Annotated in this window: 25 protein-coding genes; 22 read left to right on the top strand and 3 right to left on the bottom strand. The window is 61.8% G+C overall.

What is annotated here, in order from left to right; all coding sequences use genetic code 11:
• Positions 1 to 144: 144 nt before the first annotated feature.
• The 15 genes from CKW29_RS18725 to CKW29_RS18655 all read left to right on the top strand — a co-directional run bounded on the left by CKW29_RS18725 (position 145) and on the right by CKW29_RS18655 (position 16,418).
• A complete protein-coding gene (locus tag CKW29_RS18725) occupies positions 145 to 831 on the top strand; it encodes a tellurite resistance TerB family protein (protein ID WP_095146498.1) in 687 nt (228 codons plus the stop codon).
• A gap of 250 nt (positions 832 to 1,081) precedes the next feature.
• A complete protein-coding gene (locus CKW29_RS18720; RefSeq protein ID WP_095148927.1) occupies positions 1,082 to 2,704 on the top strand; it encodes a methyl-accepting chemotaxis protein in 1,623 nt (540 codons plus the stop codon).
• Positions 2,704 to 3,240, top strand: coding sequence for a chemotaxis protein CheW (locus CKW29_RS18715; protein WP_095146500.1), 537 nt, complete (start codon positions 2,704 to 2,706; stop codon positions 3,238 to 3,240). The genes CKW29_RS18720 and CKW29_RS18715 overlap by 1 nt, the downstream gene beginning before the upstream one ends.
• Entirely contained in the window at positions 3,237 to 4,517 is a 1,281-nt protein-coding gene (locus CKW29_RS18710) for a protein-glutamate O-methyltransferase CheR (RefSeq protein WP_095146501.1), read from the top strand. The genes CKW29_RS18715 and CKW29_RS18710 overlap by 4 nt, the downstream gene beginning before the upstream one ends.
• A complete protein-coding gene (locus CKW29_RS18705; RefSeq protein ID WP_095146502.1) occupies positions 4,514 to 5,197 on the top strand; it encodes a chemotaxis protein CheW in 684 nt (227 codons plus the stop codon). The genes CKW29_RS18710 and CKW29_RS18705 overlap by 4 nt, the downstream gene beginning before the upstream one ends.
• Positions 5,194 to 7,509, top strand: coding sequence for a hybrid sensor histidine kinase/response regulator (locus CKW29_RS18700; protein WP_095146503.1), 2,316 nt, complete (start codon positions 5,194 to 5,196; stop codon positions 7,507 to 7,509). Before CKW29_RS18705 ends, CKW29_RS18700 begins: the two co-directional genes overlap by 4 nt.
• Positions 7,506 to 8,516: a chemotaxis response regulator protein-glutamate methylesterase gene (locus CKW29_RS18695; protein WP_095148926.1), complete on the top strand. Its 1,011-nt coding sequence runs from the start codon at positions 7,506 to 7,508 to the stop codon at positions 8,514 to 8,516. The genes CKW29_RS18700 and CKW29_RS18695 overlap by 4 nt, the downstream gene beginning before the upstream one ends.
• A 48-nt stretch (positions 8,517 to 8,564) precedes the next feature.
• Entirely contained in the window at positions 8,565 to 9,566 is a 1,002-nt protein-coding gene (locus tag CKW29_RS18690) for a PleD family two-component system response regulator (protein WP_095148925.1), read from the top strand.
• A gap of 106 nt (positions 9,567 to 9,672) precedes the next feature.
• Positions 9,673 to 10,768, top strand: a protein-coding gene (gene prfB, locus CKW29_RS18685; protein WP_141234461.1) for a peptide chain release factor 2 whose coding sequence is annotated in 2 segments (ribosomal slippage) — positions 9,673 to 9,744 and positions 9,746 to 10,768 — 1,095 coding nt in all. Because the reading frame shifts where the segments join, the coding sequence is not laid out codon by codon here.
• Between the two features lie 71 nt (positions 10,769 to 10,839).
• On the top strand, positions 10,840 to 12,342 hold the full coding sequence (lysS, locus tag CKW29_RS18680) for a lysine--tRNA ligase (protein WP_095146506.1): 1,503 nt from the start codon (positions 10,840 to 10,842) through the stop codon (positions 12,340 to 12,342).
• Between the two features lie 115 nt (positions 12,343 to 12,457).
• Complete coding sequence (locus CKW29_RS18675; protein ID WP_095146559.1) at positions 12,458 to 13,162, top strand: TetR/AcrR family transcriptional regulator; 705 nt, start codon at positions 12,458 to 12,460, stop codon at positions 13,160 to 13,162.
• A gap of 48 nt (positions 13,163 to 13,210) precedes the next feature.
• Positions 13,211 to 13,762, top strand: coding sequence for a hypothetical protein (locus CKW29_RS18670; RefSeq protein ID WP_095146507.1), 552 nt, complete (start codon positions 13,211 to 13,213; stop codon positions 13,760 to 13,762).
• A 35-nt stretch (positions 13,763 to 13,797) separates the two neighbouring features.
• Positions 13,798 to 15,075 (top strand): flavohemoglobin expression-modulating QEGLA motif protein, encoded by a 1,278-nt coding sequence (locus tag CKW29_RS18665; RefSeq protein ID WP_095146508.1) that lies wholly within the window; start codon positions 13,798 to 13,800, stop codon positions 15,073 to 15,075.
• A 102-nt stretch (positions 15,076 to 15,177) separates the two neighbouring features.
• The gene (locus tag CKW29_RS18660) at positions 15,178 to 16,092 is read left to right on the top strand and encodes an alpha/beta hydrolase (protein WP_095146509.1); all 915 of its coding nucleotides are present in this window, start codon (positions 15,178 to 15,180) and stop codon (positions 16,090 to 16,092) included.
• Positions 16,089 to 16,418, top strand: a complete 330-nt coding sequence (locus CKW29_RS18655) for a hypothetical protein (protein ID WP_095077513.1) — start codon at positions 16,089 to 16,091, stop codon at positions 16,416 to 16,418. Before CKW29_RS18660 ends, CKW29_RS18655 begins: the two co-directional genes overlap by 4 nt.
• 57 nt (positions 16,419 to 16,475) lie before the next feature.
• Here CKW29_RS18655 and CKW29_RS18650 read toward each other — a convergent pair whose 3' ends face one another.
• A complete protein-coding gene (locus tag CKW29_RS18650) occupies positions 16,476 to 16,820 on the bottom strand; it encodes a pilin assembly protein (RefSeq protein ID WP_095146510.1) in 345 nt (114 codons plus the stop codon).
• A 217-nt stretch (positions 16,821 to 17,037) separates the two neighbouring features.
• On the opposite strand from CKW29_RS18650, the gene ppc reads away from it, so the two are divergent.
• The 6 genes from ppc (at position 17,038) to CKW29_RS18620 (ending at position 23,524) form a co-directional block, all read left to right on the top strand.
• On the top strand, positions 17,038 to 19,668 hold the full coding sequence (gene ppc / locus CKW29_RS18645) for a phosphoenolpyruvate carboxylase (protein WP_095146511.1): 2,631 nt from the start codon (positions 17,038 to 17,040) through the stop codon (positions 19,666 to 19,668).
• 288 nt (positions 19,669 to 19,956) lie between these two features.
• The gene (gene adk, locus CKW29_RS18640) at positions 19,957 to 20,604 is read left to right on the top strand and encodes an adenylate kinase (protein WP_095146512.1); all 648 of its coding nucleotides are present in this window, start codon (positions 19,957 to 19,959) and stop codon (positions 20,602 to 20,604) included.
• Between the two features lie 93 nt (positions 20,605 to 20,697).
• The gene (gene tsaB / locus CKW29_RS18635; protein WP_095146513.1) at positions 20,698 to 21,372 is read left to right on the top strand and encodes a tRNA (adenosine(37)-N6)-threonylcarbamoyltransferase complex dimerization subunit type 1 TsaB; all 675 of its coding nucleotides are present in this window, start codon (positions 20,698 to 20,700) and stop codon (positions 21,370 to 21,372) included.
• 140 nt (positions 21,373 to 21,512) lie between these two features.
• A complete protein-coding gene (locus tag CKW29_RS18630; protein WP_095146514.1) occupies positions 21,513 to 21,809 on the top strand; it encodes a hypothetical protein in 297 nt (98 codons plus the stop codon).
• On the top strand, positions 21,809 to 22,669 hold the full coding sequence (locus CKW29_RS18625) for a DUF72 domain-containing protein (protein WP_095148924.1): 861 nt from the start codon (positions 21,809 to 21,811) through the stop codon (positions 22,667 to 22,669). Before CKW29_RS18630 ends, CKW29_RS18625 begins: the two co-directional genes overlap by 1 nt.
• 33 nt (positions 22,670 to 22,702) lie before the next feature.
• Positions 22,703 to 23,524 (top strand): isocitrate lyase/phosphoenolpyruvate mutase family protein, encoded by an 822-nt coding sequence (locus CKW29_RS18620; protein ID WP_095146516.1) that lies wholly within the window; start codon positions 22,703 to 22,705, stop codon positions 23,522 to 23,524.
• A 43-nt stretch (positions 23,525 to 23,567) separates the two neighbouring features.
• On the opposite strand, the gene CKW29_RS18615 is transcribed toward CKW29_RS18620, so the two are convergent.
• Positions 23,568 to 24,188, bottom strand: coding sequence for an energy transducer TonB (locus CKW29_RS18615; RefSeq protein ID WP_095146517.1), 621 nt, complete (start codon positions 24,186 to 24,188; stop codon positions 23,568 to 23,570).
• A gap of 93 nt (positions 24,189 to 24,281) precedes the next feature.
• Between CKW29_RS18615 and CKW29_RS18610 the strand changes: the two genes are divergently transcribed.
• On the top strand, positions 24,282 to 25,064 hold the full coding sequence (locus CKW29_RS18610; RefSeq protein WP_095146518.1) for a class I SAM-dependent methyltransferase: 783 nt from the start codon (positions 24,282 to 24,284) through the stop codon (positions 25,062 to 25,064).
• 40 nt (positions 25,065 to 25,104) lie between these two features.
• On the opposite strand, the gene CKW29_RS18605 is transcribed toward CKW29_RS18610, so the two are convergent.
• On the bottom strand, positions 25,105 to 25,758 hold the full coding sequence (locus tag CKW29_RS18605; protein WP_095146519.1) for a TetR/AcrR family transcriptional regulator: 654 nt from the start codon (positions 25,756 to 25,758) through the stop codon (positions 25,105 to 25,107).
• Between the last annotated feature and the right edge of the window lie 61 nt (positions 25,759 to 25,819).

Below are 25,819 nucleotides of genomic sequence, written 5' to 3'. Positions count from 1 at the left end.
CGCTTCGGATCATGGCCTGCTGATGTCACCCTGCCGTGTTTTTTGCCAACATCTTGAAGCACTCTCGCAGCCAAGCCTCGGGCAATTTAGATCTAGACTGACGACCCTATTTATTCAGTAACGTCTTTTTTCTGGAGGCTGCACATGAACACCCGTGGTTTGCTCGATCAGCTACTCAAGTCCGGTCAGGATATGTTGCAGAACAAGACCGGCACCCCTCAGCGTAATGCTTCAGGCTCCAGCGGATTGAGCAGTCTGTTGTCCGGCGCCACCGGCGGTGCGTTGGCCGCCGGTGCCATGGGCCTGCTGTTGGGCAGCAAGAAGGCTCGCAAGTATGGCGGCAAGGCAGTGACCTATGGTGGTCTCGCGGCCTTGGGCGTCCTGGCCTACAAGGCTTATGGCAACTGGCAGGCCCAGCAGGGCACGGCGCCACACTCCGCCCCACAAACCCTTGACCGCTTGCCGCCCGCGCAGGTCGAGGAGCATAGCCAGGCCATCCTCAAGGCGCTGGTGGCGGCGGCCAAGGCCGATGGTCATGTCGACGAGCGCGAGCGTGCGCTGATCGAAGGCGAATTCACCCGGCTGGACAACGATCAGGCACTGCAGCATTGGCTGCACGCCGAACTCAACAAGCCACTCGACCCGGCCGACGTCGCGCGCGCTGCCAGCACCCCGGAAATGGCGGCCGAGATGTACATCGCCAGTGTGATGATGGTGGACGAAGAGAGCTTCATGGAAAAATCCTACCTCGACGAACTGGCACGCCAGCTCAAGCTGGAACCGGGGCTCAAGGCCGAACTGGAGCGGCAGGTGCGCCTGGCGCAGGTCTGACGGCCGTGCCTGCCTGAACTCACTGCCCGTGGAAAGCGTGGCCATTGGGGGATGCCGTCCTCAATGGCCAATCCACAGCCTGTTTCTACACAACTATCGCTGGCAGCCCGTGGCTTGTCTGGCGGAGAGTAGCTGTCCCGGTGCATTCAAGGGTTTTCGCCCGGGATGAGACGCAGTGCGCAACCGCTGATTATTCGTGGCGCGCCCTCGGCTATACTCCCCAGCATTTGAATGGCCCCGAGGACTGACTGTGAAGAACTGGACGTTACGCCAACGCATATTGGCGAGTTTTGCGGTGATCATCACCATCATGTTCCTGATGGTTGTTGTCTCCTATTCACGGTTGCTGAAGATCGAGGCCAGTGAAAACAGCGTGCGTGACGATGCGGTGCCCGGGCTTTACTACAGTTCGATGATTCGCAGCGCCTGGGTCGACAGCTATTTGCAGACTCAGAAAATGCTGGGCCTGGAGGAGGGGCAGGGCGTCACTGCGGAAAATGTCGCCGAGTTCGAATCTTATGAGCAGCATCTTCAAACGCTGATGGCTGACTACGCCGCCACCATTCATGGCAGCGAGGACCGCAAGGAATTCGACTTGTTCGAGAAGGCGCACCAGAACTACGCCATCATTCTGGCTTCGGTCCTGGAGTTGCATAAGAACAACAAGGAAGCCGAAGCGACCAAAATGTTCACCGAACAACTGACGCCGGCCTGGACTGCAGGTCGTGTGAAGCTCAATGAGATCATCGGCGAGAACAAGGTCGTGGCCGACCATGCCACGGCGGCCATCGACGATGCCGTGGTTGCGGCAAAAATCAGCATGGGCCTGTCGCTGCTGGTGGCGATCGTCGTCGCCGGGCTCTGTGGTCTGCTGCTGATGCGCGCGATCATGTCGCCGATGAACCGCATCGTGAATATCCTCGAAACCATGCGCACCGGAGACCTGAGCAATCGCCTGAACCTGGATCGCAATGACGAATTCGGGGCGGTGGAAACCGGCTTCAACGACATGATGACCGAGTTGACCTCGCTGGTGTCCCAGGCACAGCGCTCCTCGGTACAGGTCACCACCTCGGTGACGGAAATTGCCGCGACCTCCAAGCAACAGCAGGCCACCGCCACTGAAACCGCCGCGACCACCACGGAAATCGGCGCCACCTCGCGGGAAATCGCAGCGACCTCCCGCGACCTGGTACGCACCATGACCGAGGTGTCCACGGCGGCCGACCAGGCTTCGGTGCTGGCCGGCTCCGGTCAGCAAGGGCTGGCGCGCATGGAAGACACCATGCATTCGGTGATGGGCGCCGCGGATCTGGTCAACGCCAAGCTGGCGATCCTCAACGAGAAGGCCGGCAACATCAATCAGGTGGTGGTGACTATCGTCAAAGTCGCCGACCAGACCAACCTGTTGTCGCTCAACGCGGCGATCGAAGCGGAAAAGGCCGGTGAATACGGGCGCGGTTTTGCCGTGGTGGCCACCGAAGTCCGGCGCCTGGCTGACCAGACGGCTGTCGCGACCTATGACATCGAGCAAATGGTGCGCGAGATCCAGTCCGCGGTGTCGGCCGGCGTGATGGGGATGGACAAGTTCTCCGAAGAAGTGCGCCGCGGCATGTCCGAAGTGCAGCAGGTCGGCGAGCAGTTGTCGCAGATCATTCATCAGGTTCAGGCGCTGGCGCCTCGGGTGTTGATGGTCAACGAAGGCATGCAGGCCCAGGCCACGGGTGCCGAGCAGATCAATCATGCGCTGGTGCAGTTGGGCGATGCCAGCGGCCAGACGGTCGAGTCCCTGCGTCAGGCCAGTTTCGCCATCGACGAGCTGAGCCAGGTGGCCGTCGGGCTGCGCAGCGGCGTCTCGCGATTCAAAGTCTGATGAGCGAGCTCGTGGTCAAACGGGGCGCTGGCGTGGCACCGAAGCAGTCGCTGTTCCTGGTGTTTCGCATCGGTGAGGAGCGTTATGCCGTGCAAGCGGTCGAGGTGGCGGAAGTGCTGCCCTGCCTGCCGCTCAAACCCATCGCCAGGAGCCCGCAGTGGGTCGCCGGCGTGTTTGCCTATCGCGGCCTGATCGTGCCGGTGATCGATGTGGGGGCCCTGGCGTTCGGCCAGCCGGCCCAGGCACGCACCAGTACACGCCTGGTGTTGGTGCACTATCGGCCGGACGAGACGGAACCCGCGCAACTGCTGGGTCTGATTCTTGAACAGGCCACCGATACCCTGCGTTGCGATCCCCAGGAGTTCCAGCCCTATGGCCTGGACAACCGCCAGGCGCCTTATCTGGGGCCGGTGCGCGAAGATGCCCGGGGGTTGTTGCAATGGGTGCGGGTGGCGGACCTGCTGGACGCGCAGGTTCGGGCGCTGCTGTTTCCATCGCCACCCCTGGATCTGGCGATGCTCGAGGAAGGCGCATGAGCAGCGACCAGCGTTTTTTCGACTTCCTCAAGGAACGCATCGGTCTGGACGTGAGTTCGGTCGGGCCGGCGATCATCGAGCGCGCGGTGCGCCAGCGCACGGCAGCGCAGCAGGTGGAAACCTCCGATGAGTACTGGCACCACCTGCAAGGTTCACGCGAGGAACAGCAAGCGCTGATCGAAGCGGTGATCGTTCCCGAAACCTGGTTTTTCCGCTACCCGGAGTCCTTTGCTACCCTGGCCAAGCTGGCGACCAAACGCCTGGCCGAGATCAAGGGCATGCGTGCGTTGCGGATTCTCAGCCTGCCGTGTTCCACCGGCGAGGAGCCTTACTCGATCGCCATGGCGTTGCTCGATACCGGGCTTGCGCCCCATCAGTTCAAGGTCGAAGGCCTGGATGTCAGCCCGCTGTCGGTCGAGCGAGCCAAGCGTGCGTGCTACACCAGGAACTCCTTTCGCGGGCAGCCCATGGATTTTCGCGAGCGACATTTCACTGTCGAAGGCGAGCGCTATCACCTCAGTGAGCGAGTGCGCGAGCAAGTGCGCCTGCAGGTGGGGAATCTGCTGGACCCGACGCTGCTGGCCAATGAAGCACCCTATGACTTCGTGTTTTGCCGCAATCTGCTGATCTATTTCGACCAGCCCACCCAGCAGCAGGTTTTTCAAGTGCTCAAGCGCCTGACCCATGAGGACGGCGTGCTGTTTATCGGTCCGGCCGAAGGCAGTCTGCTGGGGCGTCTGGGCATGCGCTCAATCGGGATCGCCCAGTCGTTTGCCTTCAGTCGTCACAGTGCCCCTGAACCCGAGTCGCCGGCCTTTATCGCGCCACCGCTGCCCGTCAGTTTGCCCGTGCGTAACACTGCGCCGCCGACGGTTCGCAGTCGCCCTTTCGCCACGCAAGCTCCTGCACCCGCGGCGCCGCGCAGCCTTGAGAAAACGCCGAGCAATGATGCCGCGGCGCTGTTGGCGAACATTGCGACCCTGGCCAACGAAGGCAAGAGCCTCGAGGCGCGAGCGGCTTGCGAAGACTATTTACGCGGCCACGGGCCGGTGGCGCAGGTGTTCTATTGGCTGGGGCTGCTCAGCGATGTCGCCGGCAGCGTGCTGGAAGCCCAGGGTTACTACCGCAAGGCGTTGTACCTGGAGCCGCAACACCCGGAGGCCTTGATGCACCTGGCGGCATTGCTGGCATCCCAGGGCGATGCGGCGGGCGCCCGTCGCATGCAGGAGCGTGCCGCCCGCAACGAACGTACCGCTGACAGTGAGCGTAAACGATGACCGGTTCTGTTTCATTGAACGTGACCCATGAAGATGCCCAGGCCATCGACGACTGCTGGAACCGCATCGGTATTCACGGCGACAAGTCCTGCCCATTGCTGTCCGAACATATCCATTGCCGTAACTGTGCGGTGTACTCCGCCTCGGCCACGCGTTTGCTGGATCGTTATGCCCTGCAGCAAGACGATGAGGCCCATTCGTCTGCCGCCGTCGAGGCGGATGTCGTCACGCGTTCGTTGCTGATGTTCCGCCTGGGCGAAGAATGGCTGGCGCTGAGTACCCGCAGCCTGGTGGAAGTGGCGCCCTTGCAGGCGATTCATTCCTTGCCTCATCAACGTTCGCGCGCCCTGATGGGGGTTGCCAATGTGCGAGGTGCGCTGGTGGCCTGCCTGTCGCTGGCGCAGTTGCTGGAGCTGGAAGTCACCGCGGGCGTGGCGTCAACCGCACGGGTCATGCCGCGCATGCTGATCATCGCGGCACACGGTGGCCCGGTGGTGGTACCGGTGGATGAGGTGGACGGGATTCACGCCATCGATGAGCGGATCCTCGACAGCGCTTCCCGTTCGGGGCTGCAGGCCGGCGCCAGGTACACCCGGGGCGTGCTGCCCTTCAGGGGGCGTAGTTTGCGCTGGCTGGACGAAGAGCAGTTGTTGTCCGCCGTGACCCGGAGCCTGACATGACCCCAGATCAAATGCGCGACGCCTCATTGCTGGAGCTGTTCAGTCTCGAGGCCGAAGCCCAGACCCAGGTCCTCAGCGCCGGCCTGCTGGCGCTGGAGCGCGACCCGACCCAGGCCGATCATCTGGAAGCTTGCATGCGCGCGGCCCATTCGCTCAAGGGCGCCGCGCGGATTGTCGGCGTGGATGCCGGGGTCAGTGTTTCCCACGTCATGGAAGATTGCCTGGTCAGTGCCCAGGAGGGGCGACTGTTCCTGCGTCCGGAGCACATCGATGCCTTGCTGCAAGGCACCGATCTGTTGATGCGCATTGCCACGCCGGGCAGCGCCAATATAGGACCGAACGACATTGATGCCTACGTGGCGTTGATGGGACGGTTGCTTGACCCCGCCGCGGTGGCGGCGCCGGTCATGGCGCAAACCCTGTTATCGGCCACTGCGCCGATGGCCGAGTTGCAACTCGACCCCCCAGCGCCGTCAGCGCCAGCGCTTGAGTCGCCAGACGCCGCGTCATCGCTGGCCACGCCGGGGGAGGCTGTGCACAAGACCAAGCGCGTCACCGAGAGTGGTGAGCGGGTATTGCGGGTCACGGCCGAACGCCTCAACAGCTTGCTCGATCTGTCCAGCAAGTCGCTGGTGGAAACCCAGCGCCTGAAACCCTACCTGTCGACGATGCAGCGTCTCAAGCGCATACAGAACAATAGCCTGCGTGCCCTCGAAAGCCTCAACGTCCACCTCAAAGAGCAGGCTCTGGGCCTTGAGGCGCAAGAGGCACTGGGTGATGCACGGAGGCTGCTGGCCGAGTCCCAGCAACTGCTGGCCGAGAAAACCGCCGAACTCGATGAGTTCGCCTGGCAGGCCAGCCAGCGTGCCCAGGTCCTGTACGACACGGCGCTGGCTTGTCGTATGCGGCCTTTTGCCGATGTGCTCACTGGCCAGGCGCGGATGGTGCGCGACCTGGGCCGCAGCCTGGGCAAGCAGGTCCGGTTGGAGATCGACGGCGAGAAAACCCAGGTCGACCGCGACGTCCTGGAAAAGCTGGAAGCCCCGCTGACCCATTTGTTGCGTAACGCTGTCGATCACGGCATCGAAATGCCCGAGCAGCGGTTGCTGGCCGGTAAACCGGCCGAAGGCCTGATTCGCTTGCGCGCCTCTCATCAGGCCGGGTTGCTGGTGCTGGAGTTGAGCGATGACGGCAATGGCGTGGACCTGGAGCGGGTCCGGCGCAGCATTGTCGAGCGTCAGTTATCGCCGAGCGAGACCGCCGCACAGCTGAGTGAGGAGGAGCTGCTGACCTTCCTGTTCCTGCCCGGCTTCAGCCTGCGCGACACCGTCACCGAGGTGTCGGGGCGCGGCGTCGGTCTGGACGCGGTTCAGCACATGGTCCGCCAACTGCGGGGCGCGGTGGTGCTGGAGCAGAAAGCGGGCGAGGGCAGTCACTTCCATCTCGAGGTGCCGCTGACGCTGTCGGTGGTACGCAGCCTGGTGGTGGAGGTTGGTGAAGAGGCCTACGCCTTCCCGTTGGCGCACATCGAGCGCATGTGCGACCTGGAACCGGACGAAATCGTTCAGGTGGAAGGTCGTCAGCACTTCTGGCACGAAGGCCGGCACGTTGGCCTGGTGGCGGCCAGTCAGCTGCTGCAGCGACCGGCGAGCCAGACCAGTCCGGCAACGCTCAAGGTGGTGGTCATTCGCGAACGGGATGCGGTGTACGGCGTGGCCGTCGAGCGTTTTATCGGTGAGCGGACCTTGGTGGTACTGCCGTTGGATGAGCGCCTGGGCAAGGTTCAGGATATTTCCGCCGGTGCCCTGCTCGATGATGGTTCGGTGGTGTTGATTGTCGATGTCGAAGACATGCTGCGCTCGGTGGAGAAACTGCTCAACACCGGGCGCCTTGAGCGGATCGCACGCCACAGCCAGCAGGCGGCGCAAGTGGCGCGCAAACGGATTCTGGTGGTCGATGACTCGCTGACGGTGCGTGAACTGCAGCGCAAGCTGCTGCTCAATCGGGGCTATGACGTGGCCGTTGCCGTGGATGGCATGGACGGCTGGAATGCCCTGCGCTCCGAAGACTTCGACCTGCTGATTACCGATATTGATATGCCGCGCATGGACGGGATCGAACTGGTCTCGCTGCTGCGTCGCGACAACCGGCTGCAATCGCTGCCGGTCATGGTGGTGTCCTACAAGGATCGCGAAGAGGATCGGCGTCGTGGACTGGAAGCGGGGGCCGACTATTATCTAGCCAAGGCCAGTTTCCACGACGATGCCCTGCTCGACGCGGTGGTTGAGCTCATAGGAGGAGCGCGGGCATGAAAATCGCAATCGTCAATGATATGCCCATGGCCGTGGAGGCCCTGCGCCGGGCCCTGGCGTTCGAGCCGGCGCATCAGGTGGTGTGGGTGGCCGGTAATGGCCTGGAGGCGGTGCAGCGTTGTGCTGAGTTGACCCCGGACTTGATCCTGATGGACTTGATCATGCCGGTCATGGACGGGGTCGAAGCCACCCGCCGGATCATGGCCGAGACACCTTGTGCGATCGTCATTGTCACGGTCGATCGCCAGCAGAATGTCCACAGGGTGTTCGAGGCCATGGGCCACGGCGCGCTGGATGTGGTGGATACGCCGGCACTCGGGGCCGGTGATCCGAAGGAAGCCGCAGCACCGCTGCTGCGCAAGATTCTGAATATTGCCTGGTTGATCGGTGACCGCGGCAATCGCGTGCGCTCCAACCCGGTACCGCAGCGTAGCCCTGGGCAGTGTCAGCGCCTGGTGGCCATCGGCTCGTCTGCCGGAGGGCCCGCGGCACTGGAGGTCTTGCTCAAGGGGCTGCCCCCTGATTTTCCGGCCGCCATTGTGCTGGTGCAGCATGTCGACCAGGTGTTCGCCGCCGGCATGGCCGAGTGGCTCGGCAGTTCCAGCGGTTTGAACGTCCGCCTGGCCGAGGAAGGCGAGCCACCGCAAAACGGTACGGTTTTGCTGGCAGGCACCAACCACCACATTCGGTTGTTGAAAAATGGCACGCTGGCCTACACCGCCGAGCCGGTCAACGAGATCTATCGACCTTCGATCGATGTTTTCTTCGAAAGCGTGGCCAGTTACTGGAATGGTGATGCAGTGGGTGTGCTGCTCACCGGCATGGGCCGTGATGGGGCCCAAGGACTCAAATTGATGCGCCAGCAGGGTTACCTGACCATCGCTCAGGATCAGCACAGCAGTGCGGTGTACGGCATGCCGAAAGCCGCCGCCGCCATCGATGCGGCTGTGGAAATCCGCCCGCTGGAGAAAATAGCGCCACGATTGCTGGAGATCTTTGCAAAATGAACGACATCAGCAACGGAACAGGCCAGGTAGTAATTCAGGTGAATACCCATGGATGATTTACAGCTCGACGATTTTAAAACCGATGAAAATGCCGCCATGGTGCTGCTGGTCGACGACCAGGCCATGATCGGTGAGGCCGTGCGTCGTGGATTGGCGAGCGAAGAAAACATCGACTTCCATTTTTGTGCCGATCCGCACCAGGCAATCGCCCAGGCCATCCGGATCAAGCCGACCGTGATCCTGCAGGACCTGGTCATGCCGGGCCTGGATGGCTTGTCGCTGGTGCGTGAGTATCGCAATCACCCGGCGACCAAGGACATTCCGATCATCGTGCTGTCGACCAAGGAAGATCCCCTGATCAAGAGCGCGGCCTTTGCGGCCGGCGCCAACGATTACCTGGTCAAGCTGCCGGACAACATCGAGCTGGTGGCGCGCATTCGTTACCACTCACGCTCCTACACCACGCTGATCCAGCGCGATGCCGCCTACCGGGCGTTGCGCGTCAGCCAGCAGCAGTTGCTCGACACCAACCTGGTGCTGCAACGGTTGATGAACTCCGACGGCCTGACCGGCCTGTCCAATCGCCGCCACTTCGACGAATACCTGGAACTGGAATGGCGCCGGGCCATGCGTGACCAGAGTCAGCTGTCGCTGTTGATGATCGATGTCGACTATTTCAAATCCTACAACGACAACTTCGGCCACCTGGAGGGTGACGAAGCCCTGCGCAAGGTCGCTGCTGCGATTCGCGAGGCCAGCAGCCGACCATCGGATCTGCCGGCCCGTTATGGTGGCGAAGAGTTTGCGTTGGTGCTGCCCAATACGTCGCCGGGCGGTGCCCGGCTGGTGGCGGAAAAGCTGCGCCAGACCGTGGCGGCCCTGAAAATTCCGCACATTGCGCCGGCCGAGGGAGGCTGCCTGACCATCAGCATCGGGCTCTCGACCATCACCCCGCAACCGAGCAGTGACAGCCGGCAATTGATCTCGGCGGCGGACAAGGGGTTGTACCAGGCCAAAAACAATGGGCGCAATCAGGTGGGGATTGAATGAACCAGGCTGTTCATTCGTAGCTAAAGCCGCCAGGCGGGCTGCCGTGACGGCCTGATTACGTTATACTCGTCGGCTTTCAAAAGTTCGCCAACGAGTGCTGCCCGCCATGGAAATCAACCCGATCCTTAACAGTATCAAGGACCTGTCCGAGCGCTCCGAAACTATTCGGGGGTATCTTTGACTACGATCAAAAGCATGAGCGTCTGACTGAAGTCAATCGCGAGCTTGAAGATCCGAATGTCTGGAACAACCCGTCGTACGCTCAGGAACTGGGCCGCGAGCGGTCGCTGCTAGCTCAGATCGTCGAAACCCTCGACGAAATGCACAGCGGTCTGGCCGATGCCAAAGACCTGCTGCTGATGTCCGCCGAAGAAGAAGACCAAGCCGCCGTCGATGACGTCGCTGCCGAAGTCGAGCGCCTGCGCGAGTCCCTGGAAAAGCTCGAGTTCCGTCGCATGTTCAGCGGCGAGATGGATGCCAACAACGCCTACCTGGACATCCAGGCCGGTTCCGGCGGCACCGAGGCCCAGGACTGGGCCAACATCCTGCTGCGCATGTACCTGCGCTGGGCCGACAAACGCGGTTTCGACGCGACCATCATGGAACTGTCGGCCGGTGAAGTCGCCGGGATCAAGGGCGCTACCGTGCACATCAAGGGCGAATACGCCTTTGGCTGGCTGCGGACCGAAATCGGTGTACACCGCCTGGTGCGCAAGAGCCCGTTCGACTCCGGCAACCGTCGCCACACCTCGTTCTCGGCAGTGTTCGTGTCGCCTGAAATCGATGACAACATCGAAATCGACATCAATCCGTCGGACCTGCGCATCGACACCTACCGCTCCTCGGGTGCCGGTGGTCAGCACGTAAACACCACCGACTCGGCCGTACGTATCACCCACGTACCGACCAACACCGTGGTCAGCTGCCAGAACGAACGCTCCCAGCACGCCAACAAAGACACCGCGATGAAAATGTTGCGGGCGCGCTTGTACGAGCAGGAAGTGCAGAAACGTAACGCCGCCTCGCAAGCACTGGAAGACACCAAGTCGGACATCGGCTGGGGTCACCAGATCCGCTCCTATGTACTCGATGCGTCGCGAATCAAGGATTTGCGCACTAACATCGAACGCAGCGACTGCGACAAGGTGCTCGACGGCGATATCGACGAATACCTGGTGGCCAGCCTGAAACAGGGCCTGTAAACCGCCAGTCAAGACCTCAAGTCCCCCGTCATCGGCGGGGGCAACGAACCTGTGATGGAATTTTTAAAGACATGAGCGACCTAGAACTCGACCCGCAAGCCCTGCAACAGGAAGAAAACTCCCTGATCGCCCTGCGCAAGGAAAAGCTTGCTGCCGAGCGCGCCAAGGGCAATGCCTTCCCGAACGACTTCCGCCGCGAAAACTACTGTGATGCCCTGCAGAAGCAGTACGCGGACAAGACCAAGGAAGAGCTGGCAGAGGCTGCAATCCCGGTCAAGGTTGCCGGTCGCATCATGCTCAACCGTGGCTCGTTCATGGTGATTCAGGACATGACCGGGCGGATCCAGGTTTACGTCAACCGTAAGACCCTGTCCGAAGACACCCTGGCCTCGGTGAAAACCTGGGACATGGGCGACATCATTGCCGCCGAAGGCACCCTGGCCCGTTCCGGCAAGGGTGACCTGTACGTTGAAATGACCCACGTGCGCCTGCTGACCAAGTCGCTGCGCCCGCTGCCGGACAAGCACCACGGCCTGACCGATACCGAGCAACGCTACCGCCAGCGTTACGTTGACCTGATCGTCAACGATGACGTGCGCCAGACTTTCCGCGTGCGTTCGCAAGTGATTGCCCACATCCGCAGCTTCCTGATGCAGCGTGACTTCCTGGAAGTGGAAACACCGATGCTGCAAACCATCCCCGGTGGTGCTGCGGCCAAGCCGTTCGAAACCCACCACAATGCCCTGGACATGGAAATGTTCCTGCGTATCGCCCCGGAGCTGTACCTCAAGCGTCTGGTGGTCGGTGGTTTTGAAAAGGTGTTCGAGATCAACCGCAACTTCCGTAACGAAGGCGTTTCGACTCGTCACAACCCTGAATTCACCATGTTGGAGTTCTACCAGGCTTACGCCGACTACGAAGACAACATGGACCTGACCGAAGAACTGTTCCGTGAACTGGCGCAGCTGGTTCTGGGCAGCACCGACGTGCCGTACGGCGACAAGGTGTTCCATTTCGGCGAACCGTTCGTGCGCCTGTCGGTGTTCGACTCGATCCTCAAGTACAACCCCGAGCTGACCGCTGACGACCTGAACGACATCGACAAGGCTCGCGCCATCGCCAAGAAAGCCGGCGCCAAGGTGCTGGGCTTCGAAGGCCTGGGCAAGCTGCAGGTGATGATTTTCGAAGAACTGGTCGAGCACAAGTTGGAGCAGCCGCACTTCATCACCCAGTACCCGTTCGAAGTGTCGCCGCTGGCCCGTCGTAACGACGATAACCCGAACGTCACCGACCGTTTCGAGCTGTTCATCGGTGGCCGTGAAATCGCCAACGCCTACTCCGAGTTGAACGATGCGGAAGACCAGGCCGAGCGTTTCATGGCGCAGGTGGCCGACAAGGACGCCGGCGACGACGAAGCCATGCACTACGACGCCGATTTCGTGCGTGCGCTGGAGTACGGCATGCCGCCAACGGCCGGTGAAGGGATCGGCATCGATCGCCTGGTGATGTTGCTGACCAACTCGCCATCGATCCGTGACGTGATCCTGTTCCCGCACATGCGCCCGCAAGCGTAAGCGTTTCAGTAAAAAAGCCGCCTAAAACAGGCGGCTTTTTATTGCCTGTCTGGTACAAATGTATCAATTGGTTACTTTTGCAGATTAGAGAGGAATACCTGTCGTGAACCGTGCAATTGCTCAAGAAGGTGCAGCGGGCATCGCCACTGCGGTCGCTGAAAGTGTTCAGTACCAGGGCCGCAAGGCCAGCCGACAGGGCAGTGAACAGCGTCGACAGGAAATTCTCGACGCGGCGATGCGTATTGTCGTGCGTGATGGCGTGCGTGCCGTGCGTCACCGTGCCGTGGCCGCCGAGGCGTGCGTGCCGCTGTCGGCCACCACTTACTATTTCAAGGATATCGATGACCTGCTCACCGATACCTTCGCCCAATACGTGGAACGCAGTGCGGCCTACATGGCCAAGCTGTGGGTGAACAACGAAGGCTTGCTGCGGGAAATGGTGGTCAGTGGCGATGGCAGCCCTGAGTCCCGCTCACAACTGGCCGACAATATTGCGCGGCTGATGGCGGACTATGTTCACCGCCAACTGGCCACCCGTCGCGAACACTTGATGGCCGAGCAGGCGTTCCGCCAGGAAGCGCTGCTCAATCCACGCCTGGCGCTGTTGGTGCGCTCCCATCAACAGATTCTCCTGCAAGGCACCTGCCAGCTTTTCCAGGTGTTGGGTTCGCGTGAACCACAGCAGGATGCCAAAGTGTTGACGGCGATTATCGGACGGATGGAATATCAAGGCCTGCTCAACGAGGCAGAGCCGCAGGCGGAAGCCGAAATGCTCGGTATCCTCACGCGGTACATGCATTTGGTGCTGGCTTCGGTGTAAGCAGGACCGTTGCCACATTGGCGGGTGTGTATTCATAGGGAGTATTGAATGAAGTGCTGGCGAGTCGTGATCGCTCTGTCGTTCCTGCTGCTCAGCGGCTGCCTGGTCTCGTTCAAGGAACCATTGCCCGCCAGTGAGGCCGCGCCTGCAGCGTTGCTCGGCAAATGGACCAGCAAGAACGCCTGGGGCGAAGCACAGAACCTGGAGCTGACGCGCATCGGCCCAGGTCGCTACCAGGCTGTCAGCTACTTCAAGGCCAACCCCAGGGAGCGTGAGGCTTATCCGTTCACGGTCTCGCGCCATGGCAACCGCTGGTACGTCTCGGCCAAGGTGCCGGCCCAGTACGGCGGTCACTTCACCATCGCCGGCTTCGAACTCACTGACCAGGACGAACTGGTGATCTATAACCTCGATCTCGACCTGATCAACCAGGCGGTCGGGCAAAAGCACCTGGGGGGCGAAACCTTCAAGACCGACGACGGCGAGGGTGTGCTGGTCAACAGCCCCATGGAGCAAGTGTTTACCTACCTGGATGATCCGGCCAATTCCGATGTATTTGTCGAAGCCGCACGTTACCAGCGGCGGGTCAAAACCCAATAAACGCAGCACGCTACGGTTTTCAAAGGGAGCAACCGGTGGACGATTACCAGCAGACGATACGTACCTTGTCTGATCGCATAGTGCTGGCGCAGACGCCGATCCGCGTCCTCGATGCGGTGAAGTGGGACGACAACATCCGCAGAGGCTTCCTCAAGGCCAAAGGCAAGGAAATGCCGGCGGTGGACCGTGACTATTACCTCAATCGGCCGCTGTCCTTCGACTCGAGCAAAGTGAAGCTGGAGTTTCAGAACATCGAGCGTGATATCACCCGCCAGTTGGGCCAGTTCAGTCCGGTCGGGCAGATCATGCGGCGCATGTGCAAGGAGTACCGCATGGTGGTGCGGATGCTCGAGGCCCGAGGCACCGAAGACTTCGGGCTGATCTCGCAGGAGCTCTATGGCGCCGCCTCCGATGCGTTCCATGCCGGTGACCCGACCCTGGCCGACCTTGGCCTGATGATGTCCGATTACCTGAACAACATTGATGGCCGGGGCGACCTGAAGGACGAACCGAAGATCCTCACCGCCAAAGAGGCGGTGCACCTGCTGCAAACCCGCTTGAACAAGGTGTTCGGTGAGACCGAGGAAACCATCCGGGTGTTTGAGTCCGACGGTATCGTTGCCGATGCAGCGGCGGGGGCCGACTACATCAAGATCCGCGCCGATGCGATGTTCAACGACCGTGACGTGCGCGCCCTGGAGGTCCATGAGGGCCTGGTGCACGTCGGCACGACGCTCAACGGGCTGAACCAGCCGATCTGCACCTTCCTGTCCAAGGGGCCGCCGTCCTCGACCGTGACCCAGGAAGGCCTGGCGATCCTGATGGAGATCATCACCTTCGCCTCCTACCCGAGTCGCTTGCGCAAACTGACCAACCGTACCCGGGCCATTCACATGGTCGAGGAGGGCGCGGACTTCCTGCAGATCTTCGATTTTTTCCGCGAGCAAGGTTTCGAGATGGCCGAAAGTTATGGCAATGCGAGCCGGGTGTTCCGCGGTTCGGTGCCCAATGGCCTGCCATTTACCAAAGACTTGTCCTACCTCAAGGGCTTTATCATGGTTTACAACTACATTCAGTTGGCCGTGCGTAAAGGCAAGCTCGAGCAGATCCCGTTGCTGTTTTGCGGCAAGACCACCCTGGAAGACATGCGCACCTTGCGTCAGCTGGTGGATGAAGGCCTGGTGGAACCGCCCAAGTACTTACCGGAGCAGTTCCGTGACATGAACGCGCTGTCGGCCTGGATGTGCTTCTCCAACTTCCTGAATCACCTGAGCCTGGACCGGATCGAAGCGGATTACTCCAATATTCTGTGACTGATAAGGATGCCCGTGGCGAGGGAGCTTGACTGATCGTTCCCACGCTCTGCGTGGGAACGATCATCACGAAATCAACTCTTCTATGCGAGGTTTCAACGGATGAGAATCCTCGGCATCGTCTGCCTGCTACTGACCTTGAGCGGTTGCAGCTCGCTGCTGTTCTATCCGGAACCCGGTCAGTTGTTCACACCGGAAAAGGCCGAGCTCGAATTCCGCGATGTCACCCTGACCACTGCCGACGGTCTTCGGCTGCATGGCTGGTGGTTGCCGGCCAAGCAGGGTGTCGAGGTCAAAGGCACGGTGCTGCACCTGCACGGCAATGGCGGCAATCTGCCGATGCACCTCGGCGGTAGCTATTGGTTGCCGAAAGAGGGTTACCAGGTGTTGCTGGTGGACTATCGCGGTTACGGTTTGTCTGAAGGCGAACCGAGCCTGCCGGCGATCTATCAGGACATCGACGCGGCGTTCACCTGGCTGGACAAGGCGCCGGAGGTCAAAGGCAAGCCGCTGATCGTCCTCGGCCAGAGCCTCGGCGGCGCGCTGACCGTGCACTACCTGGCCGAACACCCGCAGCGTCAGCGCCAGCTCAAGGCGTTGGTGCTCGATGGTGTGCCCGCCAGTTACCGCGAAGTCGGGCGGTTTGCGCTCAGTACCTCGTGGCTGACCTGGCCGTTTCAGGTGCCGTTGTCCTGGCTGGTGCCGGACGGTGACAGTGCGCTCAGCGCCATGCCGCAGATCAATGGTGTACCGAAATTGATCTACCACAGCATCGACGATCCGATCGTGCCTCTTTCCAATGGCATCCGACTGTATCAAGCTGCGCCCCCGCCCAGGGTGCTGCAGTTGACCCGGGGCGGCCACGTGCAGACGTTCGCCGACCCGGTCTGGCGAGGCGTCATGCTGCGCTTTCTTGATGATCCGCAGCATTTCAACGGTCTGCGCCGCCTGGGTGAGATCCCCAATTACCCGGCACCCCCGAATTCAGCAATCGAACCTCCAGAGAGCCCGCAATGAGTGAAGAACGTAACGCCATCCCACTGATCATCACCGGTATCTGCAGCATCCTGGGCACCGTCGCCGCCCTGTGGTGGTACGGCTACCTGCACTTTGCCAAACCGGAAGACGCGCTGCTGCTCAACGAGTTCACCATGCTCAAGACCGTGCCAGGCGAAGACTACAAAGTCTCCCTGGAGCCGGCTGCGCAAGTCGCGCAATGCATCGATGGCGTCCTGGTGTTGTTCGACACCGAACAGAAAGGCCTGACCGGTGTGCTGATCAACGCCAAGAAAAAGGCCGTGCGTTGCATGGGCCAGGAAACCCCGCAGAAGCTCGAGCCATAACGGCGGCGATGCGAAGCCTTGTGGCGGGGGCGCCAGTGCCCTCGCCACAGCGGTCCATCAGTGTTTCTGCTTGTCGCTTGTCGCCGATAATTGGTGCAGATGTTGCCGCGACAGGGTGAGGAAACGTGGCGTAGGTCCGACGTCCTCGTACAGCGGATCACCTTCTTCATCGGTCGCGACTACGTGCTTGCCCTTCACATACGGGAAGCTCGCTTCGAGCTCTTCCAGGGCCGCGCCGATCAGTTCCCCCAGCAGTTCCTCGGGGCGCCGTTTCGGGTACATTTCGCTGAGCGCCGCCAGGCGGGCAGCGGTTTCGACATCCAGGTGAAGGGTGTAGCCAGTCTCGGTCAAGCGGCCTGTGGCGGTTTCTTCCCAATGCTGGGCCAGTTCACGGATTTTCATAATGACCTCAATGTGCTTCCTGCTCGTGGCAGGGCGTGATGAGTGTCCGGCCGTGGCCGGTGGCAAGCCCTGGTATGGCTTACTTATGAGACTAGCCGCAAGCCACAGGGTTTACCGCCGATTTGTCGCCTGCTTGTAAGAACCGGCTATGGGCGGCACTCTTGGGGTTCTACGCCGGAGCCTCAAAAGCCTTCCGCCATTCGTTGGAGAACTGCTGATGACCGATATCGATGCACGCTTGCGCGAGGATGTTCACCTGTTGGGAGAGTTGTTGGGCAACACCATCCGTGAGCAATACGGCGATGGGTTTCTCGACAAGATCGAGCAGATCCGCAAAGGTGCCAAGGCCGATCGACGCGGCGCGATGGACGCGCAACTGAGCGCCAGCCTCAATCAGTTGAGCGAAGACGACCTGCTACCCGTGGCGCGGGCGTTCAACCAGTTCCTCAATCTGGCGAATATCGCCGAGCAGTATCAGTTGATTCACCGTCGTGAGGAGACGCAGCCGGCACCGTTCGAGGCGCGCGTATTGCCCGAACTGCTGGCGCGGCTGCGAGCCGAGGGGCATGGCGCGGAGGCGCTGGCCAGGCAACTGGGACGCCTGGACATCGAGTTGGTGCTGACCGCGCACCCGACCGAAGTGGCGCGCCGCACCCTGATCCAGAAGTACGACGCGATCGCCGCGCAACTGGCGGCACAGGATCATCGCGACTTGACCAGTGCCGAGCGCGAGCAGATCCGGCAGCGCTTGCAGCGCCTGATCGCCGAGGCCTGGCACACCGAAGAAATCCGCCGCACCCGCCCCACGCCGGTGGATGAAGCCAAGTGGGGCTTTGCCGTGATCGAGCATTCGCTATGGCAGGCAATCCCCCATTACCTACGCAAGGCCGATCAGGCCTTACTGGCCGCCACCGGCCTGCGCTTGCCGCTGGAAGCCGCACCGATTCGGTTCGCTTCGTGGATGGGCGGTGACCGGGACGGCAACCCGAACGTGACCGCTGCCGTTACCCGTGAAGTCCTGCTGCTGGCGCGCTGGATGGCGGCGGACCTGTACCTGCGAGATGTCGACCAATTGGCGTCCGACCTGTCGATGCAGCAGGCCAGCGCTGCCTTACGGGACAAGGCGGGGAGCAGTGCCGAACCTTACCGAGCGGTGCTCAAGCAACTGCGCGAGCGCCTGCGTGCGACCCGCCAGTGGGCACAGGCCTCGCTGGCGGCGGCGACCCCGGCAGGGGCTGACGTGCTATGCAACAACCGTGACCTGCTCGATCCGCTGGAGCTGTGCTACCAGTCGCTGCACGAATGCGGCATGGGCGTGATTGCCGATGGCCCGCTGCTGGACTGCTTGCGTCGGGCAGTGACGTTCGGCCTGTTCCTGGTGCGTCTGGACGTGCGCCAGGACTCATCGCGCCATAGCTCGGCGATGACCGAAATCACCGACTATCTGGGGCTTGGCCGCTATGAAGCCTGGGACGAGGAGGCGCGCATCAGCTTCCTGATGACCGAGCTGAACAATCGTCGCCCCCTGTTGCCCACGCACTTCAAACCCTCGGCCGACACCGCGGAAGTCCTGGCGACCTGCCGTGAGATCGCGGCAGCTCCGGCAGCGTCACTGGGGTCGTATGTGATTTCCATGGCGGGCGCGGCCTCGGACGTGCTCGCGGTGCAACTGTTGCTCAAAGAGGCTGGGGTACAGCGGCCGATGCGCGTGGTGCCGCTGTTCGAGACCCTCGCCGACCTGGACAACGCCGGGCCGGTGATCGAGCAGTTGTTGTTGCTGCCGGGCTACCGCGCCCGCTTGCAGGGCCCGCAGGAGGTGATGATCGGTTACTCCGACTCGGCCAAGGACGCCGGCACCACGGCGGCGGCGTGGGCACAGTACCGGGCGCAGGAACGGTTGGTGGAGGTCTGCCGTGAACAACAAGTTGAACTGCTGTTGTTCCATGGTCGCGGTGGCACTGTGGGGCGCGGCGGTGGCCCGGCCCATGCGGCGATTCTGTCGCAGCCACCGGGTTCGGTCGCGGGGCGTTTCCGCACCACCGAACAGGGGGAAATGATTCGTTTCAAATTCGGCCTGCCGGACATCGCCGAGCAAAATCTCAACCTCTACCTGGCGGCCGTACTCGAAGCGACCTTGCTACCGCCTCCGCCGCCTGCCCCGGCATGGCGAGGCGTGATGGACGAACTGGCGGCCGACGGTGTCAGCGCCTACCGCGCCGTGGTCCGGGACAACCCGCAGTTCGTCGAGTACTTCCGCCAGTCCACCCCTGAGCAGGAGCTGGGGCGCTTGCCGCTGGGCAGCCGTCCGGCCAAGCGCCGTGCCGGCGGTATCGAAAGCCTGCGGGCGATCCCGTGGATTTTCGGCTGGACCCAGACCCGCTTGATGCTGCCGGCCTGGCTGGGCTGGGAAGCGGCGCTGAGCAAGGCGCTGGCCCGTGGCGAGGGTGAGTTGCTGGCGCAGATGCGTGAGCAATGGCCGTTCTTCCGCACCCGGATCGACATGCTGGAGATGGTGTTGGCCAAGGCTGACGCGGACATCGCCCGGTCCTACGATGAGCGTTTGGTGGAGCCTGATTTGCTGCCTTTGGGTGCGCATTTACGCGACCTATTGTCGCAGGCTTGCTCGGTCGTGTTGGGGCTGACCGGTCAGTCGCAGCTACTGGCCCATAGCCCAGACACCCTGGAGTTCATCCGTTTGCGCAACACGTACCTGGACCCTCTTCATCTATTGCAGGCCGAGTTGCTAGCCCGCTCCCGGCAGCAGGACGTGGCACAGGGCAGCCCGGTGGAACAGGCGCTGCTGGTGTCTGTGGCGGGGATTGCCGCCGGTTTGCGCAATACCGGCTAAGGCCTTGCGGATACCCCTGGCGGCCGTTTCGCAGCCCAAAACGAGGGCTGCGAAACGGCGGCTGGCGTTTGTCAGGCGACACTTTGTTATGGGGTTGCGACTTGGAACACCTCGTCGCAAGGGCATGGCAGGCCCGGGTTCCTCCGACTTTCGACGGCTTGTGTGGTCCGTGCCTGCTGTGTATCTTGATCAGCCTTTGGCCGTTTGGGCGGCCCACGACCCTATTTTGAGATTGGCCCCACGCGGCGAATCCGATCGTTTATCAATAAGAAATTGAGGAGCACATCGATGCGCGTCATTCTGCTGGGAGCTCCCGGGGCCGGTAAAGGTACTCAGGCTCAGTTCATCACCGAAAAATTCGCCATTCCACAGATCTCCACCGGCGACATGCTGCGTGCGGCTGTCAAGGCCGGCACCGAGCTGGGTATCAAGGCCAAGAGCATCATGGATGCCGGCGGCCTGGTCTCCGACGACCTGATCATCGCTCTGGTCAAGGATCGTATTGCCCAGCCTGATTGCGCCAACGGTTTCCTGTTCGACGGTTTCCCACGCACCATTCCCCAGGCTGAAGCCTTGGTGACTGCGGGTGTGGAGCTGGACCACGTGGTTGAAATCGCCGTCGAAGACGAAGAAATCGTGCAGCGTATCGCCGGTCGCCGCGTTCACGAGGCCAGCGGCCGCGTGTACCACACCGTTTACAACCCGCCGAAAATCGCCGGCAAAGACGACATCACTGGTGAAGAGCTGGTGCAGCGCAAGGACGACACTGAAGAAACCGTGCGTCATCGCCTGTCGGTCTACCACTCCCAGACCAAGCCGCTGGTGGATTTCTACCAGAAGCTGTCGGCTGCCAATGGCAAGCCGGTCTACAGCCACATTGCAGGCGTTGGCTCGGTTGAAGCCATCACCGGTAAAGTGCTTGAAGCACTGAGCTGAGAAAGCTGATTTGCTGTACCTTCAACGGCCCGCTTGCGGGCCGTTGTTGTTTATACTGGCGCACTTTTGACCACCTCCCTGACGGATACATCGATGAGTACCTTGCTGGCCCTGGACACCGCGACTGAAGCTTGCTCCGTTGCCTTGCTGCATGACGGCAAAGTGACGAGCCATTACGAGGTGATCCCGCGCCTGCATGCGCAGAAGCTGTTGCCGATGATCCAGCAACTGCTGGCGGACGCCGGCACCACCTTGCAGGCCGTCGATGCGATAGCGTTCGGACGTGGGCCGGGGGCGTTTACCGGGGTGCGGATTGCCATTGGCGTGGTGCAGGGCCTGGCGTTCGCCCTGGATCGCCCGGTGTTGCCCGTCTCCAACCTGGCCGTGCTGGCGCAGCGTGCGTTGCGTGAGCACGGCGCTACCCAAGTGGCAGCAGCCATTGATGCGCGGATGGATGAGGTCTACTGGGGTTGCTACCGCGAAACCGCCGGTGAAATGCGCCTGGTGGGGGCTGAAGCCGTACTGCCACCGGAAGCGGCGGCGTTGCCGGCAGAGGCTTCGGGTGACTGGTTCGGCGCAGGCACCGGTTGGGGCTATGGCGAGCGGATTGCCGTCAGCCTGAGCGGGCAGGACGCTGGCATGCTGCCGCACGCACAGGACCTGCTGACCCTCGCACAGTTCGCTTGGGCGCGCGCGGAAGCCATCCCGGCCGACGATGCGCAGCCAGTGTATCTGCGTGACAAGGTGGCGACGCCCAAGGCCCGCTGAATGGCAAGCGATTCCAATCGTCAGTTTCTTGCCTGCGCTTTTAAACCTTTTTGCTTTTATGTGTTCTAGTTATCACTTGGCAATTTGCGCACTCCGAGAAGTGCCGCTAAATTGCCATCATCGATCGTGAGCACGCACCTATGCGCATAGACGGCTTTTCTTCCCAGTCCTATCCCATTGCGCGCAAGCCCCGTAAGGGCCATGCGTCTGTGGACGAGTCCGTCGAGGACATCGATGACGAGCTGCCGATCCCTTCCGAAGAGCAACTGGCAGCCCGTGTCGCCCAGCGCTCGAGCAATCTTCCCGCCCGCCCGCAAGACCTGCTTTACCAGCGCGCCATGAGCAAAACCGTGGCGACGGCCCTGGCCAGCTACCTCAGCACCGCCACGTTTGTCGACTGGGATACGGAAGTGCTGGGTCTCGACCTGCACATCTGATGCGGCTGCCTTATTACCTCGGTTGCCCGTCCTGGAGCGAAAACGCCTGGCGCGACTACCTGTATCCACACAACGCCCGCCCCCACGAACTGCTTGGCCTGTACACCCAGGTGTTCAACGCTGTCGAAGGCAACACCACGTTTTATGCACGTCCCGCCCCGGCGACGGTAGAACGCTGGGCGCAGACCATGCCCGAGCACTTTCGCTTCACCGCCAAGTTTCCCAGTGACATCAGTCACGGCGGCGACCTGCGCGAGCAAATCACGGCGGCCGAAAGCTTCGTGCAGCTTCTCGCTCCGCTCGGTGAGCGGGTCGCGCCGCTGTGGTTGCAGCTGTCAGCGGCGTTTACCCCGCAGCGCATCGCTGAGTTGGCCGGCTTTATCGATGGCTTGCAACGGCCATTGGCGGTTGAGGTCCGGCATCGGGACTTCTTTGCCAAGGGCGATGCCGAGCGGATGCTCAATCGCTTGCTGCTGGACCGTGGCGTGGAGCGCATCTGCCTGGATCCTCGGGCGTTGTTCAGTTGCACCTCGACCGAGCCTTCGGTACTCCACGCACAAGCCAAGAAGCCCAATGTCCCGACTCGCCCGGCGGCCTTCACCCGGTTTCCGCAGGTGCGCTTCATCGGTCATCCTGTGCTGGAGGCCAACGAGGCCTTTCTCACGCCCTGGGTCGAGAAAATCGCCCAATGGATCGAGGAAGACCGTACGCCGTACATCTTCCTGCATACCGCGGACAACCTGTTGGCCGCCGCATTGGCCCAGCGCTTCCATGCCCGCTTGATGGCACGACTGCCTGGCTTGCCGGCCCTGCCTGAGCTATACAGAGAACCCGTCGCGGAGCAACTGGGCTTGCTCTGACGGCGGGTCATTCCCTTCTACAGGAGCGAGCCAATGGATGCGCAAACCCTTAGAGCTCAAGCGTTCAAGGCCTTGCACGAAGGTGCCGGGGCCTTTGTGATCCCCAACCCGTGGGACGCTGGTTCGGCAAAAATGCTGGCTAGCCTGGGCTATCAGGCGCTGGCGACCACCAGTGCCGGTTATGCCTTTTCGATGGGTCGTCCGGACGGCGCGTTGAAACTCGAGGACACCCTGGCCAACGTCCGGGCAATTGTCGCGGCCACCGATCTTCCAGTGGCGGTCGATCTGGAGAACGGCTTTGCCGACGACCCGCAGCAGTCTGCACAAAGCGTGCTGGGCGCCGCCAGTGCCGGCGCCGTCGGCGGCTCGATCGAGGATGCGACCGGTCGCGAAGACGGCCCTATCTACTGCTTCGAGCATGCGGTGGCGCGGATTGACGCGGCGGTAGCGGCCGCGCGCAGCCTGCCATTCCCGTTCACCCTCACGGCCCGTGCCGAAAACTACCTGCACGGCAATCCGGATTTGGCCGATACCATTCGCCGCTTGCAGGCCTTCGCCGAAGCCGGTGCCGATGTGCTGTACGCACCGGGCCTGCGCACGGCCGAAGAGGTGTTGGCGGTGGTACGTGCGGTGGCGCCGAAGCCGGTCAATGTGCTGATGTCCGGTGGCCTGAAGTTGAGTGTGGCGCAGCTCAGTGACATGGGGGTCAAGCGCATCAGCGTTGGCTCGGCCCTGGCCCTGGCGGCTTACGGTGAGTTCTACCGGGCAGCCCGGGAGGTTCACGATCAGGGGACCTTTACCTTCACCGAACGGACCATGCCGTATTCGCAGGCCAATCAATTGTTCAAGGGCTGAGAGGCGTCGTGGCCAGGCGGGGCAGGAGCGTGCCTTGCCCGGCTCAGGCGGCGATGCGCAGGTTGTGCAGGACGATCGGGCGCGCCCAGCGGCTGTCGAAATCGAATTGTTGCTGTTGCTCCAGCAGTTCTTCAGGCGCGAAGGGCTGCGCAGGAGGCGGCAGCAGTTCGAGTTCGAACTCGGCAATCGGCAGGAATAGCGAGCGAGGTGCCGGCGCCGGGCCCGGTTCAGGCAATGGCTGGCCAGCCGTGAGCACCAGTGGGCGTACCCATTTGTTGTCGAATTCCTGCTGCGATTGCTGGGCAACGATCTCTTCAGGCGGGAACGGCGGGGCCGGTTTGTCGGCCAGCTCCATGTCGAATTCGGCGATGGGCAGGAACAGCGGCTCCGGCGGGCGAATCTCGGTGTCCACGACATCGCAGGCGCGTTGCGTGACGATCTTGTCCAGCAGGTCGGAACCGCCTGCGGGTTCGTCCGGGCTGTCGATGACAAAGGGTTGGTATGCGTCAGTAGCGGGTAGCCCGTCACCCGACTGATCGGCCAGCGCCTGGGCAAAGAAATCCTGCCACAGGTGACTGACACCGCTCAGTGTCTGGGTGTTGTGTTGGCTGTAATCGCGGTAAGGCGTAATAAAGCCTGCGGGTACGCGTTGAATGTCTGACATTTCTCTCGGTTGACGCTCAGCTCTGGCAAAATGCTCGATAGTTTGGTTATCGGCCGTTTTTGCCGATCATTAATTTTTCGAGTGTGTTTTCTGATGAGTGAGCAACCTGCGGCCAGCCGCATCAAAGTCGAGGCCCTGGCCGATGGGTTTCAGGCGCAAGCCCGGCTCTGGGCCGAGCGATTGAATTTGCCGCTGCTGCTGGACGATGCCGAGTTTGCCCTGCAAGTGGGTGAGCAGGGTTTACAGCTGCAGCAGCTGGGGCCGGATGCGCCAGGACCGGTGCGGGTGGATTTCGTTGAGGGCGGCGCGGCCCATCGCCGGTTGTATGGCGGCGGCAGTGGACAGATGATTGCCAAGGCGGTTGGCGTCGCCCAAGGCGTGCGCCCCAGAGTGCTGGATGCCACGGCAGGCTTGGGCAAGGATGGCTTCGTACTGGCGAGCCTGGGCTGTGAGATGAGCCTGATCGAGCGTCAGCCGTTGATCGGGGCTTTGCTCGAAGACGGTCTGGCACGCGCGGCCGAAGATTTTGAGGTAGCGCCGATTGTGGCGCGCATGCATTTGCTCAAGGGTAATTCGATTGAGTTGATGCGCAATTGGGAGGGTGAGCCGCCACAGGTCATCTACCTTGACCCGATGTTTCCTCATCGGGAGAAGACGGCGCTGGTCAAGAAGGAAATGCGCCTGTTCCGCCCGCTGGTGGGCGACGACCCGGATGCGCCAGCCCTGCTCGAAGCCGCCCTGGCGCTGGCCAGCCACCGGGTCGTGGTCAAGCGCCCACGCAAGGCCCCGTGCATTGAAGGGCCCAAGCCGAGCCATGCGCTGGATGGCAAGTCCAGTCGTTATGACATCTATCCGAAGAAAGCGCTCAAGGCTTAAGCGGCAATCGGCGGGCAGTGATGTTACAAGCCGCTAGCACCTAGCGGCTTGTAGTGTTCCCCGGCTGATACGCCCGCATGAACAATCCAACCACTTCCCGCACATGGGCTTCGGCGGTGTCGCCGGTCAAGGGCTCGCCGCAGCCGTAGAGCAGGCGGAAATTACCCGCGCCCTTGAGCAGGCAGAAAAAATGCTCGGCGGCGTGGCGCGGTTTGTCGATGCGCAGGGTGCCCGATTGGTCGACCTTGCTCAGCAAGCGTTCCATGCCGTGCACCATCCGTTGCGGACCGGCTTCGAAGAAGATCTGCGCCAGCTTCGGGTCCTGGCTGCCCAGCGTGATCATCAGGCGGTGCAGGTTCACCGATTCATCGCTGTTGATCAGCAGATGAAAGCCCCGGGCGATGTTCAACAGCACGCTCTCGATCGGCATCTCGTCGGGCAGTTCGAAAAACAGGGTAGGCAATTGTTCTTCGCACTTGGCCATGACGGCCGAGGAGAACAGCGTCTCCTTATCTGTGAAGTGGCTGTAGACGGTCAACTTCGAAACCCCGGCCTCAGCCGCCACCGCGTCCATGCTGGTGTTCGCGTAACCATTGCTCAGAAACAGGCGTTTGGCGGCTCCCAGGATGGCCTCGCGCTTGGCGGGATCCTTTGGGCGGCCAGGGCCGTTGGGTACAGAAAGATTCTTGGGCATTCTTCGCTTTAATACTGGACTGGTGAGTTTGCTATTAATAACATACTGGTCAGTATAATTA

The sequence above is a fragment of the Pseudomonas sp. Irchel s3a18 genome, from assembly GCF_900187535.1.
In the GTDB taxonomy this organism is placed as follows: Bacteria; Pseudomonadota; Gammaproteobacteria; order Pseudomonadales; family Pseudomonadaceae; genus Aquipseudomonas.
This window is presented reverse-complemented; position numbering and strand designations above follow the sequence as displayed.

Coding starts and splice junctions, on each gene's coding strand:
- CKW29_RS18630 (WP_095146514.1), top strand. CDS start 21,513: ATGCGCATAGACGGCTTTTCTTCCCAGTCCTATCCCATTGCGCGCAAG.
- CKW29_RS18605 (WP_095146519.1), bottom strand. CDS start 25,758: ATGCCCAAGAATCTTTCTGTACCCAACGGCCCTGGCCGCCCAAAGGAT.
- CKW29_RS18715 (WP_095146500.1), top strand. CDS start 2,704: ATGAGCGAGCTCGTGGTCAAACGGGGCGCTGGCGTGGCACCGAAGCAG.
- CKW29_RS18670 (WP_095146507.1), top strand. CDS start 13,211: ATGAAGTGCTGGCGAGTCGTGATCGCTCTGTCGTTCCTGCTGCTCAGC.
- tsaB (WP_095146513.1), top strand. CDS start 20,698: ATGAGTACCTTGCTGGCCCTGGACACCGCGACTGAAGCTTGCTCCGTT.
- lysS (WP_095146506.1), top strand. CDS start 10,840: ATGAGCGACCTAGAACTCGACCCGCAAGCCCTGCAACAGGAAGAAAAC.
- adk (WP_095146512.1), top strand. CDS start 19,957: ATGCGCGTCATTCTGCTGGGAGCTCCCGGGGCCGGTAAAGGTACTCAG.
- CKW29_RS18690 (WP_095148925.1), top strand. CDS start 8,565: ATGGATGATTTACAGCTCGACGATTTTAAAACCGATGAAAATGCCGCC.
- CKW29_RS18695 (WP_095148926.1), top strand. CDS start 7,506: ATGAAAATCGCAATCGTCAATGATATGCCCATGGCCGTGGAGGCCCTG.
- ppc (WP_095146511.1), top strand. CDS start 17,038: ATGACCGATATCGATGCACGCTTGCGCGAGGATGTTCACCTGTTGGGA.
- CKW29_RS18625 (WP_095148924.1), top strand. CDS start 21,809: ATGCGGCTGCCTTATTACCTCGGTTGCCCGTCCTGGAGCGAAAACGCC.
- CKW29_RS18610 (WP_095146518.1), top strand. CDS start 24,282: ATGAGTGAGCAACCTGCGGCCAGCCGCATCAAAGTCGAGGCCCTGGCC.
- CKW29_RS18650 (WP_095146510.1), bottom strand. CDS start 16,820: ATGAAAATCCGTGAACTGGCCCAGCATTGGGAAGAAACCGCCACAGGC.
- CKW29_RS18660 (WP_095146509.1), top strand. CDS start 15,178: ATGAGAATCCTCGGCATCGTCTGCCTGCTACTGACCTTGAGCGGTTGC.
- CKW29_RS18655 (WP_095077513.1), top strand. CDS start 16,089: ATGAGTGAAGAACGTAACGCCATCCCACTGATCATCACCGGTATCTGC.
- CKW29_RS18615 (WP_095146517.1), bottom strand. CDS start 24,188: ATGTCAGACATTCAACGCGTACCCGCAGGCTTTATTACGCCTTACCGC.
- CKW29_RS18710 (WP_095146501.1), top strand. CDS start 3,237: ATGAGCAGCGACCAGCGTTTTTTCGACTTCCTCAAGGAACGCATCGGT.
- CKW29_RS18705 (WP_095146502.1), top strand. CDS start 4,514: ATGACCGGTTCTGTTTCATTGAACGTGACCCATGAAGATGCCCAGGCC.
- CKW29_RS18725 (WP_095146498.1), top strand. CDS start 145: ATGAACACCCGTGGTTTGCTCGATCAGCTACTCAAGTCCGGTCAGGAT.
- CKW29_RS18620 (WP_095146516.1), top strand. CDS start 22,703: ATGGATGCGCAAACCCTTAGAGCTCAAGCGTTCAAGGCCTTGCACGAA.
- CKW29_RS18700 (WP_095146503.1), top strand. CDS start 5,194: ATGACCCCAGATCAAATGCGCGACGCCTCATTGCTGGAGCTGTTCAGT.